Genomic DNA, 17,165 nt, shown 5'->3' on the forward strand with positions numbered 1-17,165 from the left:
CCAGTGTTATTCACTCCTTGTCTGACCGCTTTGGCGGCAGGCTACAACCCGTAAGGAGCATTCATGCGTCATTACGAAATCATCTTTCTGGTTCACCCGGACCAGAGCGAGCAAGTCGGCGGCATGGTTGAGCGTTACACCAAGCTGATCGAAGAAGACGGCGGCAAGATCCACCGTCTGGAAGATTGGGGCCGTCGTCAACTGGCCTACGCAATCAACAATGTTCACAAGGCTCACTACGTGATGCTGAACGTTGAGTGCACTGGCAAGGCTCTGGCCGAGCTGGAAGACAACTTCCGTTACAACGATGCCGTGATCCGTAACCTTGTCATCCGTCGCGACGAAGCCGTTACCGGCCAGTCCGAAATGCTCAAGGCTGAAGAGAACCGCAGTGAGCGCCGTGAGCGTCGCGACCGTCCTGAGCACTCCGACGCTGAAGGCGTTGACAGTGATGACAGCGACAACAGCGATAACGCTGACGAGTAATCCACGGACCTTTTGAGGAGCCTATTACATGGCACGTTTCTTCCGTCGTCGTAAATTCTGCCGCTTCACAGCTGAAAATGTGAAGGAGATCGATTACAAGGATCTCAACACCCTGAAAGCCTACGTATCCGAAACCGGCAAGATCGTTCCTAGCCGTATTACCGGTACCAAAGCTCGTTATCAGCGTCAGCTGGCTACCGCTATCAAGCGCGCCCGCTTCCTGGCCCTGCTGGCCTACACCGACAGCCACGGCCGCTGAGACCAGGTTTAGTCGACAAAAACGCAGTAAGGGATAGATCGCATGCGCGCCATCGCTGAATTCATCATGCGCGGCCGCGTGCAGGCCACTCTCGTAGTGGTGGGATGTGCGGCGTTGCCGCTGTTGTTCTGGTTGAGTGCTGCCGCAGGTTGCCTTGTGCTCCTGCGACGCGGGTTGAGCGACGCTTCGAGCGTACTCGCCTGGGCTCTGCTACCGGCTTTGGTCTGGTGGTATTTCGGTGATCCTCGCACCCTGATGGTGTTGCTGGGGTCATGGGGGTTGGCGGCCTTGTTGCGCGCCAGCGAGTCCTGGGTCCGCGTGCTGCTGGTCAGCGTAGCGGCTGGATTGTTGTACTCGGTGATTCTGGGGGCGGTTTTCCGCGAGCCCATCGAAGCCATGGCGGGGGAGTTGCAGAAACTCCTTCCACACGTCTTCGGTGATGTCTACCAACAGATGTCGGTAGAAGAGCGAGCGCGTCTGGGAGCATTGATTACACCGGTCCTCAATGGCCTGATTGCAGCGGTGTTGCAGATCGTCAGCGTGGTCTGCCTGATTCTTGGGCGGTACTGGCAGGCGCTGTTGTATAACCCGGGTGGTTTCGGGCGCGAATTTCGCAGCTTGAAGCTCCCGCGGGCACCGATGCTGGTGCTGCTGGTGTGCATGTTGGTTGCCCCGAATTTCGGTCCGCAACTGGCGATGTTGACACCGTTGTGCAGCGTGCCGCTCATGTTCGCGGGGCTGGCCCTGATTCACGGTCTGGTGGCTGCAAAGCGCCTGACACGGTTCTGGCTGGTGGGGTTGTACGTCACGTTGTTGCTGTTCATGCAGCTGATTTATCCGTTGCTGGTGGTGTTTGCCATTGTCGACAGCCTGATTGATTTTCGCGGCCGTCTGGCGTCGAAGGATGCCGATAACGGTTCTGCGAACGGTGAAGGTTAAAGTTAAGAGGTTATTACCAAATGGAACTCATCCTGCTGGAAAAAATCGCCAACCTGGGCAACCTGGGCGATAAAGTAAACGTTAAGGCTGGTTACGGCCGTAACTACCTGCTGCCTTTCGGCAAAGCCACCGCTGCAACCGCTGCCAACCTGGCTGCGTTTGAAGAGCGTCGCGCTGAGCTGGAAAAAGCCGCTGCCGAGAAGAAAGCTTCTGCTGAAACTCGCGCTGCTCAACTGGCTGAGCTGGAAGTGACTATCACTGCCACCGCTGGTGACGAAGGCAAGCTGTTTGGTTCGATCGGTACTCACGACATCGCTGACGCACTGACCGCCTCTGGCGTTGAAGTGGCCAAAGCTGAAGTTCGTCTGCCGAACGGCACCATCCGTAACGTTGGCGAATACGACGTTGCCGTGCACCTGCACAGCGATGTTGAAGCTACCGTTCGCGTAGTTGTGGTGGCTGCTTAAGCTGCTTGATTCCGGCGCTTCGGCGCTGGAATCCGACCGGTTGACGACGTGTTCGTCAGTCGGTCACCGAGGGGCGCGTTCCTGTTTATCAGGTCGTGCCCTTTGTCATTTCTGAGTATCCTGTTTCAAACCCCTTATTCCGTGTGGCCATGAACGATATTTCCGCTCCCGAGCAATACGACCTGCAAACCGCCGCCCTGAAGGTGCCGCCGCATTCCATCGAGGCCGAGCAGGCCGTACTCGGTGGTTTGATGCTGGACAACAACGCCTGGGAGCGTGTGCTGGATCAGGTTTCGGACGGTGATTTCTATCGTCATGACCACCGACTGATCTTCCGCGCCATTGCCAAACTGGCCGATCAGAACCTGCCCATCGACGTCGTGACCCTGTCCGAGCAACTGGACAAGGAGGGTCAGACCTCTCAAGTGGGCGGCCTGGGCTATCTGTCGGAGTTGGCGAAAAACATCCCGTCGGTGGCCAACATCAAGGCCTACGCCCAGATCGTGCGCCAGCGCGCGACCCTGCGGCAGCTGATCGGCATCAGTAACGAAATTGCCGACAGCGCGTTCAATCCGGAAGGACGAACCGCCGAAGAGATCCTCGACGAAGCTGAACGGCAGATCTTCCAGATTGCGGAAGCGCGCCCGAAGACCGGTGGGCCGGTGGGCGTCAACGATCTGTTGACCAAGGCCATCGACCGCATCGACACGCTCTTCAATCTCGGCGAGGGGATCACCGGTCTTTCCACCGGTTATACCGACCTGGACGAAAAGACCAGCGGTCTGCAGCCATCCGACTTGATCATCGTCGCGGGTCGTCCGTCGATGGGTAAGACCACCTTCGCGATGAACCTGGTCGAGAACGCGGTACTGCGCAGCGAGAAGGCGGTGTTGGTGTTCTCGCTGGAGATGCCAGGCGAATCGCTGATCATGCGTATGCTGTCTTCGCTCGGTCGTATCGACCAGACCAAGGTCCGTTCTGGTCAGCTGGACGATGATGACTGGCCGCGCCTGACCTCGGCGGTCAACCTGCTCAACGACCGCAAGCTGTTCATTGATGACACGGCCGGCATCAGCCCTTCTGAAATGCGCGCGCGGACCCGTCGTCTGGTGCGTGAGCACGGCGAGATCGGCCTGATCATGATCGACTACCTGCAGTTGATGCAGATTCCTGGCTCAAGCGGTGACAACCGGACCAACGAAATTTCCGAGATTTCCCGATCCCTGAAAGCGCTGGCCAAGGAATTCAACTGCCCTGTGGTCGCGTTGTCGCAGCTCAACCGTTCCCTGGAACAACGGCCCAACAAACGCCCGGTCAACTCCGACTTGCGGGAATCCGGAGCGATCGAGCAGGACGCCGACGTCATCATGTTCGTGTACCGGGACGAGGTGTATCACCCCGAGACCGAGCACAAGGGCATCGCTGAAATCATTATCGGTAAGCAGCGTAACGGCCCGATCGGCTTTATTCGTCTGGCGTTCATCGGTAAATACACCCGCTTCGAGAACCTCGCGCCGGGCAGTTACAACTTTGATGATGATGAGTAACAGACCGCGACTTTGATGCCCCTCGGTCCATTCGCGAGCAAGCTTGCCCCCACATTTTCTTAAACGTGCCGCGGTCTGACAGGCCCCGTTGTCCGCTTTGTGTGTTCAACTCGATCGTGCAGCTGGCTCAAAGGCTGCCGACTCGGTCCATCAGGTCATAGCACGTTTAAACAGATGTGGGAGCGAGCTTGCTCGCGAATAGGCCCGAAGGGCATCAAAGTCACAATCTCCCATATGGGGCCCGGCATCAAACTCAACTTCTCGGAATACTCAAAAAAACCTTCCCGACAAAACCCACTCCCGTAGTCGGAATTGATCAAAATTTGTGCTATATTCCGCGCCCGCGATTTTTCCAACGTGCAAACACGTAGGTCCTGACATGCAAGCAGCCAAGCCGTTATTTGACTATCCGAAGTACTGGGCCGAATGTTTCGGGCCAGCGCCTTTCCTGCCGATGAGCCGGGAAGAAATGGATCAGCTTGGCTGGGATTCCTGCGACATCATCATCGTGACCGGAGATGCGTACGTCGATCACCCGTCTTTCGGTATGGCGATCATTGGCCGGCTGCTGGAGTCGCAAGGCTTCCGCGTCGGGATCATTGCCCAGCCAGACTGGCGATCCAAAGACGACTTCATGAAGCTCGGTGAGCCGAATCTGTTCTTCGGCGTCGCGGCGGGCAACATGGACTCGATGATCAACCGCTACACCGCGGACAAGAAAATCCGCTCCGACGATGCGTATACGCCAGGCGGCATGGCGGGCAAGCGTCCGGATCGTGCGAGCCTGGTCTACAGCCAGCGCTGCAAGGAAGCCTACAAGCACGTGCCGATCGTTCTGGGTGGCATCGAAGCGTCGCTGCGCCGTATCGCGCACTACGACTACTGGCAGGACAAGGTTCGTAATTCGATTCTGATCGACGCCAGCGCCGATATCCTGCTGTACGGCAACGCCGAGCGCGCGATCGTCGAAGTGGCCAACCGCTTGTCCTGTGGCGAGACGATCGAAAGCATCACCGATGTGCGTGGCACGGCGTTCATTCGTCGTGACACGCCGGAGGGTTGGTACGAAGTCGATTCCACGCGTATCGATCGTCCGGGCAAGGTCGACAAGATCATCAACCCGTACGTCAACACTCAGGACACTGAAGCCTGCGCTATCGAGCAGGAAAAAGGCCCGGTCGAAGACCCGAACGAACCCAAGGTCGTGCAGATCCTGGCGAGCCCGCGCATGACTCGGGACAAGACCGTGATCCGCCTGCCGTCCATGGAAAAGGTGCGCAACGACCCCGTGCTGTATGCCCACGCCAACCGCGTGCTGCACCTGGAAACCAACCCGGGCAACGCTCGTGCGCTGGTTCAGAAGCATGGCGAAGTCGATGTCTGGTTCAATCCGCCGCCCATTCCGATGACCACTGAAGAAATGGACTACGTGTTCGGCATGCCGTACGCGCGTGTCCCGCATCCGGTGTATGGCAAGGAGAAGATTCCGGCCTACGACATGATTCGTTTCTCGGTGAACATCATGCGGGGCTGCTTCGGCGGCTGCACCTTCTGCTCGATCACCGAGCACGAAGGCCGGATCATCCAGAACCGTTCGCACGATTCGATCATCCGTGAAATCGAAGAGATTCGTGACAAGGTCCCAGGCTTCACCGGCGTGATTTCCGACCTCGGCGGGCCGACCGCGAACATGTATCGCATCGCCTGCAAGAGCCCGGAAATCGAATCCGCGTGCCGTAAGCCGTCCTGCGTATTCCCGGGTATTTGCCCGAACCTGAACACCGATCACTCGGCGCTGATTCAGTTGTACCGTAGCGCACGCGAACTGCCGGGTGTGAAGAAAATCCTGATCGCCTCCGGCCTGCGTTACGACCTCGCGGTCGAGTCGCCTGAGTACGTGAAAGAGCTGGTGACGCACCACGTTGGTGGTTACCTGAAGATCGCCCCGGAACACACCGAGGAAGGTCCGCTCAATCAAATGATGAAGCCGGGCATTGGCAGCTATGACAAGTTCAAGCGCATGTTCGAGAAGTACTCGAAAGAGGCCGGCAAAGAGCAGTACCTGATCCCTTACTTCATCGCAGCCCACCCCGGCACCACCGATGAAGACATGATGAACCTGGCGCTGTGGCTCAAGGGCAACGGTTTCCGGGCGGATCAGGTGCAGGCGTTCTATCCGTCTCCGATGGCCAGCGCGACTGCCATGTATCACTCCGGCAAGAACCCGCTGCGCAAGGTCACGTACAAGAGCGACTCGGTCACCATCGTCAAGAGCGAAGAGCAGCGCCGTCTGCACAAGGCGTTCCTGCGCTATCACGATCCGAAGGGCTGGCCGATGCTGCGTGAAGCCTTGGAGCGCATGGGCCGTTCCGATCTGATCGGTCCGGGTAAAAACCAGCTGATTCCGCTGCATCAGCCGGAAACAGACAGCTACCAGAGCGCACGTCGCAAGAACTCGACGCCGGCGGGCAGTCACAAGGTGGCCAAGACCACGAAGATCCTGACCCAGCACACCGGCTTGCCACCCCGCGCGACCGACGGCAGCAAGCCGTGGGACAAACGTGAAGAGGCCAAGGCCGCCGCAGCGGCCCGCAACAAACAGGCCGCGAAGGAACGCGCCGATGCGGCCAAGGGCGGCAAAGGCGGCAAGAAACCTTCGCGTCAGCCAGTGTTCCCGCGCTAAGCGCCACGACACAACAAAACGCCAGCTTTCGAGCTGGCGTTTTTGTTTTTACATCTTCACGTTTTCGCGGATGTTCCAGCCGAACTTGACCGGCCCGCCGTCCTTGCTGCCATCGGCCTTTTGTGGCTGATAGGCGACTTCGACCTTGCCAAAATTGAGGGTGATGTCCTCTTTGAGTGTTTCGTCACTGTTTCCCGCATCCGTTTGGTAGGAGGCCACCATCACTTCCTTGAGGGTGATGATCATGTATTCGACAGGGGCGCTACCCCCGGCCTTGCGCACTGTCAGAGTGGCTTCTGGATAATGTTTTCCGCTCGAGCAGGCCATCATCAAATTAGGCGAAGCCTTGTCCAAAGACTTCCTCAAACTCAAGTTCTGCATGCTCACCTTGCCTGCACCACCGCCGCCGCCTTGATGCATCGAGCCAGACTGCGCCATACCCCACTGCATCGTTTGAATGTCGATTTCATCCTTGTGGACGCTGTCCATCGACTCACCCTTGACGTCGCCCAACTTCAAAAACATATCGATAGCCATGAACACTCCCTGAAAAATAGTCGTCGACGAGTTGTCGTCGCGCACCTTTTCTCACCGGGAGGTCGATCGCAATACGTTAGCGACAGATTAAGACTGTTCATACGAAACAAAGAAAGTCTTCCTACAGCGTGAGGGTCATTGGCCGCCTAACCTCGCCCTCTCTCAGCCAAAACGAAGGGAGAACGGAATGGTCGGGATATCACTGCGGGATGGTTTCTCAGTGGCGCGAAGTCTGGCGATTGGCGGGAGTGCGTTGTCGGGGAATATTCGCACCATTGCAGTCGCCCTATATGAGGAGGTCATGGAGCCATGAGGCCTTTTGAGTCTTTAATATTTATGAGGCGTTATTTCCCTGTTTTTATCGGAGGAATACTTGCAGCGATCTGTTCATTTGCCATCACGTCAGTGTTGTATTTTGAAACGTTCCACAATGACGCCACATTCGAAAACAGCGTGATATATGGTTTTGCAGTGATGGTGGGCGCAACGGTGCTGATGTGTATGTGCCACTTCTTGTTGGTTTGGGGAAGGCCGAAATGGGTGTGGGGCGTCGTCGCGCTGTTTTTTGCGTGTCTGTCTCTGGTGTTGCCAATGATCGAACATCGTCCGAACAAGGTTATCTATTTTCTTGGGGTGCTCGTCCCACTGATCGGTTTGTCAGTTCTCAATTCAGATCGTCATCGAGAAATGAGAAAAATCCTGCTTCTTACTCGCTACAAGAGGAATCGTTTTCTGGGGATTCGCAGAGCCCGTCTACGCCGATTGAATGCCGAACAGTGCAAATAACCCCACCCGCCTCATTTCCGTGCGACCCTTGCACCATCCGCCGAAGCTGGCGCAATTTTGGTGCTGTGCTTAGCTGAGCGAGCACCCTCAACGCCGAAGGCGCCTGACTTGCCTGGATGGCATAAGTCTTGCGCGGTTCCGCTACCGTCCAGGCTCGCAGGAGGCACGCCGTGTCGATTCACATTGCCTTGCACCACGTCACTCATTATCGCTATGAACGCGCGGTAGAACTGGGTCCGCAGATTGTGCGCTTGCGTCCGGCGGCTCACAGCCGTACGCGTGTGTTGTCTTATTCGCTGAAGGTCCTGCCTGAGAATCACTTCATCAACTGGCAACAGGACCCGCAGGGTAATTACCTGGCGCGGTTGGTGTTTCCGGAAAAGACCGATGAGCTGCGTATCGAAGTCGATCTGGTCGCCGAAATGGCGGTGTTCAACCCGTTCGACTTTTTCCTCGAGCCGTACGCCGAGAAGATTCCTTTCACGTACGCGAAGGAAGAACACCACGAGCTGCTGCCTTATCTGGAGAAGCTGCCGTTGACGCCCAGGTTTCAGGCGTATCTGGACAGCATTGACCGCACGCCGATCCCGGCCATCGACTTTTTGGTGAACCTCAACCAGCGTCTGGCCAACGACATCGGTTACCTGATCCGCATGGAACCGGGTATCCAGACGCCGGAATTCACCCTTGAGAACGCTTCGGGTTCCTGCCGCGACTCGGCCTGGCTGCTGGTGCAGCTGCTGCGTCATCTGGGCTTGGCGGCGCGATTCGTGTCCGGCTACCTGATTCAGCTCAAGGCCGACGTCCAAGCCCTGGACGGCCCGTCCGGTACGGACGTTGACTTCACTGACCTTCACGCGTGGTGCGAGGTGTATCTGCCGGGCGCGGGTTGGGTGGGTCTGGACGCCACGTCCGGGCTGTTTGCCGGTGAAGGGCACATTCCGTTGGCGTGCAGCCCGGAGCCGTCGTCTGCAGCGCCGATCAGTGGCCTGGTCGAGCCGTGCGAAACAGAGTTCAGCCACGAAATGTCGGTGGAACGGATCTGGGAGGCGCCACGCGTCACTAAACCGTATACCGAAGCACAGTGGCTTGAGATTCAGGCCTTGGGCCGACAGATTGACACCGACCTGATTGCCCATGATGTGCGCCTGACCATGGGTGGCGAGCCGACGTTCGTGTCCATCGATGATCGTGACGGCGATGAGTGGAACACGGCCGCGTTGGGGCCGAAGAAGCGCAAGCTCTCCGCCGAGCTGTTCCAGCGCATGCGTTCGCATTACGCGCCACATGGCATCGTGCATTTCGGTCAGGGCAAGTGGTACCCGGGCGAGCAGTTGCCGCGCTGGTCGCTCAACTGCTTCTGGCGTCGCGATGGCGAACCGGTATGGCGCAACAATGCGCTGATCGCTGATGAAAACGAAGATTACGGCACCGACAGCGAAACAGCGGGTCGTTTCCTGCGCAGTGTCGCCGAGCGACTGAAACTGCCGGCGCGCTACGTGTTTCCCGCCTACGAAGACAATTTCTATTACTTGTGGCGCGAAGGTGCGCTGCCCAAGAACGTTACGGCCGAAGACTCGCGCCTGGGTGACGAGCTTGAGCGGGCGCGCCTGAGCAAAGTCTTCTCACAAGGGTTGGACACGGTCATCGGCCATGTTCTGCCATTGGCGCGTACTGCGGCCGATGATCGTTGGCAGAGCGGGCGCTGGTACCTGCGTGACGAGCACTGCCGCCTGGTGCCAGGTGATTCCCCGCTCGGTTATCGATTGCCGCTGGCCTCGCAGCCGTGGGTCAAAGCTGCCGAATATCCGTACATCCACCCGACCGACCACAACCAGAATTTCCCCGATCTGCCGGATCGTGATGAGGTTCAGGCCAAGCTGGACGGTTTGACCGAACAGGAAAATGCGGGTGCTGAGCGAGCGCCTGCCATCGACGAATCGGCCGATTGGCTGACGCGCACCGCGCTGGGTGCCGAAGTGCGCGGCGGCAGGTTGTACCTGTTCATGCCACCGTTGCAGTCGCTGGAGGCTTACCTTGAACTGGTGGCCGCGATCGAGTCGACCGCTGAAGAACTGCACTGTCCGGTCTTGTTGGAGGGCTACGAGCCGCCAAGCGATCCCCGTCTGGCCAACTTCCGCATCACGCCGGACCCAGGTGTGATCGAAGTCAACGTGCAGCCGTCCTCCAGCTGGGACGAGCTGGTCGAACGCACCGAGTTTCTCTACGAGCAGGCGCGGCTGACCCGGTTGACCACTGAAAAATTCATGATCGATGGACGCCATACAGGGACCGGAGGTGGCAACCACTTCGTGCTCGGCGGCGCCACGCCGGGCGACTCTCCGTTCCTGCGTCGGCCCGATCTGCTACGCAGTCTGCTCAGTTACTGGCACAACCATCCCTCGCTGTCATACCTTTTTTCCGGGCTGTTCATCGGTCCGACCTCGCAAGCGCCACGGGTCGACGAAGCCCGCAACGACTCCCTGTACGAGCTGGAAATCGCCTTCTCGCAAATGCCTGCACCCGGTGAGGCGTGCGCGCCGTGGCTGGTGGACCGTTTGCTGCGTAACCTGCTGATCGACGTCACGGGCAATACCCACCGCGCCGAGTTTTGCATCGACAAGCTGTACTCACCCGATGGCGCGACCGGTCGGCTGGGTCTGCTGGAGTTGCGCGCGTTTGAAATGCCGCCTCATGCCCGCATGAGCCTGGCACAGCAGTTATTGCTCCGTGCGTTGGTCGCGCGATTCTGGCGGGAGCCGTATGCACCGCCAAAACTCGCCCGTTGGGGCACCGAACTGCATGACCGTTTCATGCTCCCGCACTTCATCGAGCAGGATTTCGCCGACGTCATCGTCGAGCTCAACGCTGCGGGTTATCCGGTGCGTGCCGAGTGGTTCGCGGCGCATCTGGAGTTTCGCTTTCCGAAGGTCGGCGATTACGCGGTCAGCGGCATCGAGCTGGAACTGCGTCAGGCGCTGGAGCCTTGGCATGTGCTGGGTGAAGAAGGTGCCGCGGGTGGCGCGGTCCGCTACGTGGATTCGTCGCTGGAGCGTCTGCAGCTCAAGGTCACCGGGTTGCCGCCTCAACGCTACATGCTGACGTGCAACGGCATCCCCGTGCCGCTGCAACCGACGGGGCGCATTGGCGAGTTCGTCGCAGGCGTTCGTTATCGCGCCTGGCAGCCGTTCAACGCGTTGCAACCGACCATACCGGTTCACGCGCCGCTGGTGTTCGACATCCTTGATACCTGGATGCAGCGCTCATTGGGTGGCTGCGAGTATCATGTCGCGCATCCTGGTGGTCGCAACTATGAAACCCTGCCGGTGAACGCCAACGAAGCCGAAAGCCGGCGCCTGTCGCGGTTTTTCCGCCTCGGCCACAGCCCGGGCAAACTGGCCGTTCCCGCATTGACCATCAACGATGAAATGCCGATGACGCTGGACATGCGTCTGCATCGGTAAGGCCCGGACACATTGCCTGACGTCATGCGTCAGGCAATACGACCCAGAAAGCGGCCGCAGGGAAGCAAGCCACTGCGTGTCATGTTGTCTGCGCTACTCTAACCCCTGCGAAATCAAGCCCTATAGCTGTCTGCCGAGCCTTCCATGCCCGACCTGCTTGACCAATATCCGCTGAGTGCGGCGACTTATCACGAGATGCTCGACGCCAGCGGCGAGGTCCGGCCGCATTGGCTGCGCTTTTACGAGCATCTGCAGCGCAGTACGCCCGCGCAACTGATTCAGCGTCAAGCACTGCTGGCCCGGCAGATTCAGGAAAACGGTGTTACCTACAACGTCTATGCCGACCCCAAGGGCGCGGATCGTCCGTGGGAGCTGGACTTGCTGCCGCATTTGATCCCCGTCGAAGAATGGCAGCAGGTTGCCGCCGGCATCGCTCAGCGCGCCCGTCTGCTCAATGCGGTGCTGGCTGACCTTTATGGCCCGCAGAACCTGATCGCCGAGGGGCTGCTGCCGGCCGAACTTGTCTTTGGTCACAACAACTTTCTCTGGCCGTGCCAAGGCGTCACGCCGCCGGAAGGCACCTTTCTGCATGTGTATGCAGTGGACCTGGCGCGCACGCCAGACGGTCGCTGGTGGGTCACGGCAGACCGAACTCAGGCGCCGTCAGGTGCCGGTTACGCGCTGGAAAACCGCTTGATCGTGTCCCGGGCATTCCCGGAGCTGTACCGCGATCTGGAGGTGCAGCACCTGTCCGGATTTTTCCGTTCATTGCAGGAAACCCTGACGCGTCAGGCCCCTAGCAGTAACGAAGTGCCGCTGGTGGTACTGCTGACGCCGGGACGCTTCAACGAGAGTTATTTCGAACACCTCTACCTCGCGGGCCAGTTGGGTTATCCACTGGTCGAAGGCAGCGATCTGACCGTGCGCGATGCCACGGTGTACCTGAAAACACTCAGCGGCCTGCGCCGTGTTCACGCCATCATGCGTCGGCTGGATGATGATTTCTGTGACCCGCTGGAATTGCGCACCGATTCCGCGCTGGGTGTGCCGGGCTTGCTGGAAGCCGTCCGCCAGGGTCGGGTTCTAGTGGCCAACGCGCTGGGCAGTGGCGTGCTGGAATCACCTGGGTTACTGGGCTTTTTGCCGAAGATCAACCAGCACCTGTTTGGCGAAGAATTGATCCTCCCGTCTGTGGCGACCTGGTGGTGCGGCGAGCCGCCTGTCTTGGCCCAGGCACTGGAGAAGATGCCTGAGCTGCTGATCAAGCCGGCGTTTCCGTCCCAGAGTTTCGCGCCTGTGTTCGGCCGCGATCTCACTGAAGAGCAGCGCCAGGCGCTGGCCGCGCGTATGCAGGCCCGACCCTATGCGTACGTGGCTCAAGAGCTGGCGCAGCTGTCCCACGCGCCGGTGTGGCAGGGCGAGGAAGGGCAGTTGCAGCCTCGGGCGATCGGCATGCGCGTCTACGCCGTCGCGACCGACGATGGCTATCGCGTCCTGCCGGGTGGCCTGACCCGAGTGGCCGCCGATGCCGACGCCGACGTGGTGTCGATGCAGCGCGGCGGTGCGAGCAAGGACACCTGGATTCTCGGCGAACGCACGCTGGGCAGTGAGCCGTGGAAAGGCCGTCGTTCGCTGGGCGTGCACGATCTGATTCGCCGCGACCCGTACCTGCCGTCGCGCGTGGTGGAAAACCTGTTCTGGTTCGGTCGTTACTGCGAACGTTGCGACGACAGCGCGCGATTGCTGCGGATCATGCTGGCGCGCTATGTCGATGGCGATGATCCGCTGGCGCTGCAGGCCGCTATTGAACTGGGCGAACGCTTGAATCTGGTTCCCCGGGTAGATGAAGAGGACGAGGAAGGCTCTGCGCTGCATAAACGCTTGCTCGCGGCCCTGCTCGGTGACGATTGGCCGTTTAGCCTGCGTTCCAACCTGCAGCGCTTGCAGTGGGCGGCCTCCCAGGTGCGCGGCAAGCTGTCCCGCGAGAACTGGCAGGCGCTGGTGGAATTGCAGCGCGAAGCCACGAACCTGGAGACCGACGAACCTGACTTCGGCGAACTGCTGGATTTCCTCAACCGACTGGTGATGTCGCTGGCGGCGCTGTCAGGCTTTGCCCTCGACGACATGACGCGTGACGAAGGTTGGCGTTTCCTGATGATCGGTCGGCGTATCGAACGTTTGCAGTTCCTCAGCACGAGTCTGGCAGCGTTCCTGCGCAGCGATGCGGTGTTCGATCAGGACGCGCTGGACTGGCTGCTGGAACTGGGCAACAGCAGCATTACCTACCGCTCGCGCTATCTGGCCTTGCCACAGTTAATCCCGGTGCTCGATTTGCTGCTGCTGGATGACCAGAACCCACACGCGGTGCTGTTCCAGCTCAAGCTGGTGACGCGTTCGGTGAAGCGTCTGAACGAAGATTTCGGCGCACCGCAAGACCGCAGTCTGGCAGCGTTGACCCAACGCTTGGCCACGTTTGATCTGGGGTGTCTGGAGGAAGGTCTGTTCGGAGAAAGCAGCATCAAGGCTGCGCTGCATGGCCTGGCGGATTTGCTGCAAGCAATCGGCGAGGTCAGCGGTCAGGTGTCTGACCGCCTGGCCTTGCGCCATTTCGCCCATGTCGATGATGTCAGCCAGCGTACGGTGTCCGTCTGATGAACAGCGCTCATTACCAGATCCTTCATGACACCCATTACAAATACGACAGCCCGGTTTCGCTGGCGCAGCAACTCGCGCATCTTTGGCCGCGACGCAGCCCATGGCAGCGTTGCCTGGAACAGCATCTGGTGATCAGCCCGACGCCCACTACGCGCCGCGACGAACTGGACGTGTTCGGCAATCCGCTGACACGCCTGGCATTCGAACGCCCGCATGACGAATTGCAGGTCAATGCGCGTTTACGCATCGAAGTGCTGGAGCGTCCTGTGCTGGATTTCCAGCAGTCGGATGCGTGGGATCATGCCCGCAGCACGCTCACTTACAGCGCTTCGAAGATGTCTGCGGACATTCTCGATGCTTGCCGCTATCGCTTTGAATCGCCGTACGTGCATCTGAAGCAGTCGTTTGTCGACTTTTCGGCCAGTTGCTTCCCGGCGGGAAGGCCGATGCTGCTGTGTGCTCAGGCGTTGATGGAAAAGATTTTCGACGAGTTCACGTTCGATAGCGAAGCGACTCAAGTGGCGACGCCGTTGGTGGAAGTGCTGGAGACACGGCGTGGGGTCTGTCAGGACTTCGCGCACTTGATGCTCGCGTGCCTGCGATCACGTGGGCTGGCGGCGCGTTATGTGAGCGGTTATCTGCTGACCCAGCCGCCGCCGGGCCAACCCCGGCTGATTGGGGCGGATGCGTCGCATGCGTGGATATCAGTGTTTTGCCCGGTGCTGGGCTGGGTGGATTTCGATCCGACCAACAACATCCAGCCGGCGCTTGAGCACATCAGCCTGGCGTGGGGGAGGGACTTTTCCGATGTTTCTCCGCTACGCGGTGTGATTCTGGGCGGTGGCAATCATGATCCCGAAGTGCGGGTGACCGTGATGCCGATTGCGGGATAGGCGGGTGTCGTCCGCAGTGTAGGAGCGCGCTTGCCCGCGAAAGATGCATCCGGCAACGTAGATGTGTCGGATTTGAATACGCATCGCGGGCAAGCGCGGTCCTACAGGATGTTGCCCCGCCCGGACAGACTGTGCGGGTCAGGGAACCGCAATTCGGGTCATTCAGCTGGTTTTTCTTCGCTCTGCTGCTCGGCAGTCTCGCCTTCTACAGCCTCACCTTCTCCAGCCAGTGCTTCAGCCTTTTCAGCCTGTTTGCGCTGTGCTTTCTCTTCTTTCTTCTGCTCTTTAGCCAGATCGCGTTGACGTTTGGCAAAGGAATAGTTGGGTTTGGCCATGGGCAGTCCTCGAGGCAGACGATAAGTCTGGTCATTCTGCCTCAGAACGACGCTGACCCGGCGTTGTATTTTTCGCGCGCCGATTGTCCGTTCGAGCGCGGAGACAAAAATCGACGCGATAACGCTCCGCGTCAGGCCTTACGGTAGTCGCTATAGTCTTGGGCGGCGCTGTGGTAATTGCCGCTGGAACCGCAGGCGTAAGCGGCGAGCAAACTGCGAAAAAGGCTATTGAGTTGCATGAATATCGTCCTGATTGATGAGTGACAACGCCATCTTAGGAGGACACTGTATTGTCCGCTGCTTGATTGTCTCGATGGCCCTGATAGAGCCGACCCAGACATGTTTCATAATAAGCGGTTGATAAATTGTTTAAAGTTAGGGCACTCTTTGTATACAAAAACACCAAGAGCAACCCCATTCAGGAGACTCATCATGATTCGCAAGCTTGTTGTTGCATCCCTGCTGACGCTGGTCAGTGGGCATTTGTTGGCGGCTGAATGCTCGGTCGAGGTCGATTCAACCGACCAGATGACGTTCAGCACCAAAGCGATTGAGATCGACAAGAGCTGCAAGGAGTTCACGGTCAACCTGAAGCACTCCGGCAGCCTGCCGAAGAACGTCATGGGCCATAACCTGGTGATCAGCAAAGAAGCTGATATGCAGCCAATCGCCACCGACGGCCTGAGCGCCGGTATCGACAAGCAGTATTTGAAAGAGGGTGATGCGCGCATCATCGCTCACACCAAGATCATCGGCGCCGGTGAAACCGATTCGCTGAAGATCGACGTGTCGAAGCTGGACCCGGCGGAGAAGTACGGTTTCTTCTGCTCGTTCCCGGGCCACATCAGCATGATGAAAGGCGCGATCACGCTGAAGTGATGCAGGCCTTGTGCTGACTGACACCTGTAGGAGCGCGCTTGCCCGCGATAGATGCATCCGGCGACGTAGAGCCGTCGGATTCAACGACGCATCGCGGCAAACGCGCTCCTACCGTCTTACTGGCGTCCTTACGACGCCGTCATCTTGAAAATCCCCTGCGCGTTGCTGCTGTCGAAGTTCAGGTCGATGTTGCCGTTCTCCGGGTCGATCTTGCGCTGAATGAACTCGACGAACGAGCCCGGCACCTTGTGCGTTCTAACCACACCTTCGGCATCCAGCAGTTCGCGGTTCACGGTGCAGGCTTTGTAGGCCGTCTGCATGACGCGTCCAGAGCCTGACACCTCAATGCTGTCTTTCATCGGACGCTCGCGCCGAATCTGCTCCTCAACCGTGGCTTCCAGGTCTTCGACCCGGTCGGTCAGATGATTGAAGCTGTTGCCCTCGGTCGAGATCCACGCCATTTCCGCGCTTTCGCTGAGCAACTGACGGTAATCGTCTTCCCGCACGGCACCGTGCTGGCGGCCGAAGGCACGATACAGGCCCGGCAACAGCCGAGTGGCTTCTTCGAGGCTGCAATGACGGGTCGACTGCAGGCGCTTGAGAATGCTCATGTCTTCGTGGCTCAGCGGATCGCGGCTTGAACCAACGACACGGCTGACAGCGTTCTGAAATGCTTCGCTCAGGCGACCGGGATGCAGTTCGGACACAAAAAACTGGGCGATGTCTTCCGGCAGGTCCATCTGGCGATAGCCCCAACCGGTCATGTTCAGTTTGGTCAGCGGATACGTGCGTACATCCGTGAAGCCCAGCGGCTCCAACAGTCGGGAAAACGCCAGACGACCCCTTGGCAGCTCGCCGTTCTTTACCCAGTCCACCGTGCGGATTGCGCCGTGATCGAACACCACTTTACGACCGCTTTCATATTGCTCATCCACGTAGCGAAGCCCGTCGGGCACTGCTTCGACCAGCTTGTGGAACAGGCACAGGTTCAGCGCCTCGGCGAGCCACACACGATGAATCGCGTCGTCGCTCCAGGAAAAGTCGTGCAGTGCCTGAGGGACTTCCACACGGTGTTCGAGCCAGTCAGCAGCGGGCTGTCCGACAGTGGAAGCGACGAGAGAGAAGAGGCCTTGGAAAGCAGTCATGGATAGCGGCTCTGAGCGAGAAAGTCAGGACCCTATGTAAGCCTTGATGGCGAGTGCCATCAAGCGAAAAAAAACGACGGGTTCATTCCT

At 58.9% G+C, this 17,165-nt stretch carries 14 protein-coding genes; 11 read left to right on the forward strand and 3 right to left on the reverse strand.

What is annotated here, in order from left to right; all coding sequences use genetic code 11:
• Positions 1 to 63 precede the first annotated feature (63 nt).
• The 6 genes from rpsF (at position 64) to ABDX87_RS16625 (ending at position 6,381) form a co-directional block, all read left to right on the forward strand.
• Positions 64 to 486 (forward strand): 30S ribosomal protein S6, encoded by a 423-nt coding sequence (rpsF, locus tag ABDX87_RS16600; RefSeq protein ID WP_062379020.1) that lies wholly within the window; start codon positions 64 to 66, stop codon positions 484 to 486.
• 28 nt (positions 487 to 514) lie between these two features.
• Positions 515 to 745, forward strand: coding sequence for a 30S ribosomal protein S18 (gene rpsR, locus ABDX87_RS16605; RefSeq protein WP_037015707.1), 231 nt, complete (start codon positions 515 to 517; stop codon positions 743 to 745).
• Between the two features lie 42 nt (positions 746 to 787).
• Entirely contained in the window at positions 788 to 1,684 is an 897-nt protein-coding gene (locus tag ABDX87_RS16610) for a hypothetical protein (protein WP_346828862.1), read from the forward strand.
• A 20-nt stretch (positions 1,685 to 1,704) separates the two neighbouring features.
• Positions 1,705 to 2,151, forward strand: a complete 447-nt coding sequence (gene rplI / locus ABDX87_RS16615; RefSeq protein WP_062379016.1) for a 50S ribosomal protein L9 — start codon at positions 1,705 to 1,707, stop codon at positions 2,149 to 2,151.
• A 149-nt stretch (positions 2,152 to 2,300) separates the two neighbouring features.
• A complete protein-coding gene (dnaB, locus tag ABDX87_RS16620; protein WP_346828863.1) occupies positions 2,301 to 3,698 on the forward strand; it encodes a replicative DNA helicase in 1,398 nt (465 codons plus the stop codon).
• A 379-nt stretch (positions 3,699 to 4,077) separates the two neighbouring features.
• Positions 4,078 to 6,381, forward strand: a complete 2,304-nt coding sequence (locus ABDX87_RS16625; RefSeq protein ID WP_346828864.1) for a YgiQ family radical SAM protein — start codon at positions 4,078 to 4,080, stop codon at positions 6,379 to 6,381.
• Between the two features lie 48 nt (positions 6,382 to 6,429).
• On the opposite strand, the gene ABDX87_RS16630 is transcribed toward ABDX87_RS16625, so the two are convergent.
• Positions 6,430 to 6,918, reverse strand: a complete 489-nt coding sequence (locus ABDX87_RS16630; protein ID WP_346828865.1) for an Hcp family type VI secretion system effector — start codon at positions 6,916 to 6,918, stop codon at positions 6,430 to 6,432.
• A 309-nt stretch (positions 6,919 to 7,227) separates the two neighbouring features.
• Here ABDX87_RS16630 and ABDX87_RS16635 point away from each other — a divergent pair, with 309 nt between their 5' ends.
• From ABDX87_RS16635 to ABDX87_RS16650, 4 genes are all read left to right on the forward strand, one after another.
• Positions 7,228 to 7,704 carry a hypothetical protein gene (locus tag ABDX87_RS16635; protein ID WP_346828866.1) on the forward strand — a complete coding sequence of 159 codons (477 nt, stop codon included), beginning with the start codon at positions 7,228 to 7,230 and terminating at the stop codon, positions 7,702 to 7,704.
• A 170-nt stretch (positions 7,705 to 7,874) separates the two neighbouring features.
• Positions 7,875 to 11,168 carry a DUF2126 domain-containing protein gene (locus ABDX87_RS16640; protein WP_346828867.1) on the forward strand — a complete coding sequence of 1,098 codons (3,294 nt, stop codon included), beginning with the start codon at positions 7,875 to 7,877 and terminating at the stop codon, positions 11,166 to 11,168.
• Positions 11,169 to 11,312: 144 nt separating this feature from the next.
• Positions 11,313 to 13,820: a circularly permuted type 2 ATP-grasp protein gene (locus tag ABDX87_RS16645; RefSeq protein WP_346828868.1), complete on the forward strand. Its 2,508-nt coding sequence runs from the start codon at positions 11,313 to 11,315 to the stop codon at positions 13,818 to 13,820.
• Complete coding sequence (locus ABDX87_RS16650; protein WP_346828869.1) at positions 13,820 to 14,716, forward strand: transglutaminase family protein; 897 nt, start codon at positions 13,820 to 13,822, stop codon at positions 14,714 to 14,716. The genes ABDX87_RS16645 and ABDX87_RS16650 overlap by 1 nt, the downstream gene beginning before the upstream one ends.
• Positions 14,717 to 14,874: 158 nt before the next feature.
• Here the strand turns inward: ABDX87_RS16650 and ABDX87_RS16655 are convergent, their stop codons facing one another.
• Positions 14,875 to 15,051, reverse strand: a complete 177-nt coding sequence (locus ABDX87_RS16655; RefSeq protein ID WP_346828870.1) for a hypothetical protein — start codon at positions 15,049 to 15,051, stop codon at positions 14,875 to 14,877.
• Positions 15,052 to 15,483: 432 nt separating this feature from the next.
• Between ABDX87_RS16655 and azu the strand changes: the two genes are divergently transcribed.
• Positions 15,484 to 15,930, forward strand: coding sequence for an azurin (azu, locus tag ABDX87_RS16660; protein WP_346828871.1), 447 nt, complete (start codon positions 15,484 to 15,486; stop codon positions 15,928 to 15,930).
• Positions 15,931 to 16,058: 128 nt separating this feature from the next.
• Here the strand turns inward: azu and ABDX87_RS16665 are convergent, their stop codons facing one another.
• Positions 16,059 to 17,075 (reverse strand): DUF1338 domain-containing protein, encoded by a 1,017-nt coding sequence (locus ABDX87_RS16665; protein WP_346828872.1) that lies wholly within the window; start codon positions 17,073 to 17,075, stop codon positions 16,059 to 16,061.
• Positions 17,076 to 17,165 lie beyond the last annotated feature (90 nt).

The sequence above is a fragment of the Pseudomonas abietaniphila genome (assembly GCF_039697315.1).
GTDB lineage: Bacteria > Pseudomonadota > Gammaproteobacteria > Pseudomonadales > Pseudomonadaceae > Aquipseudomonas > Aquipseudomonas abietaniphila_B.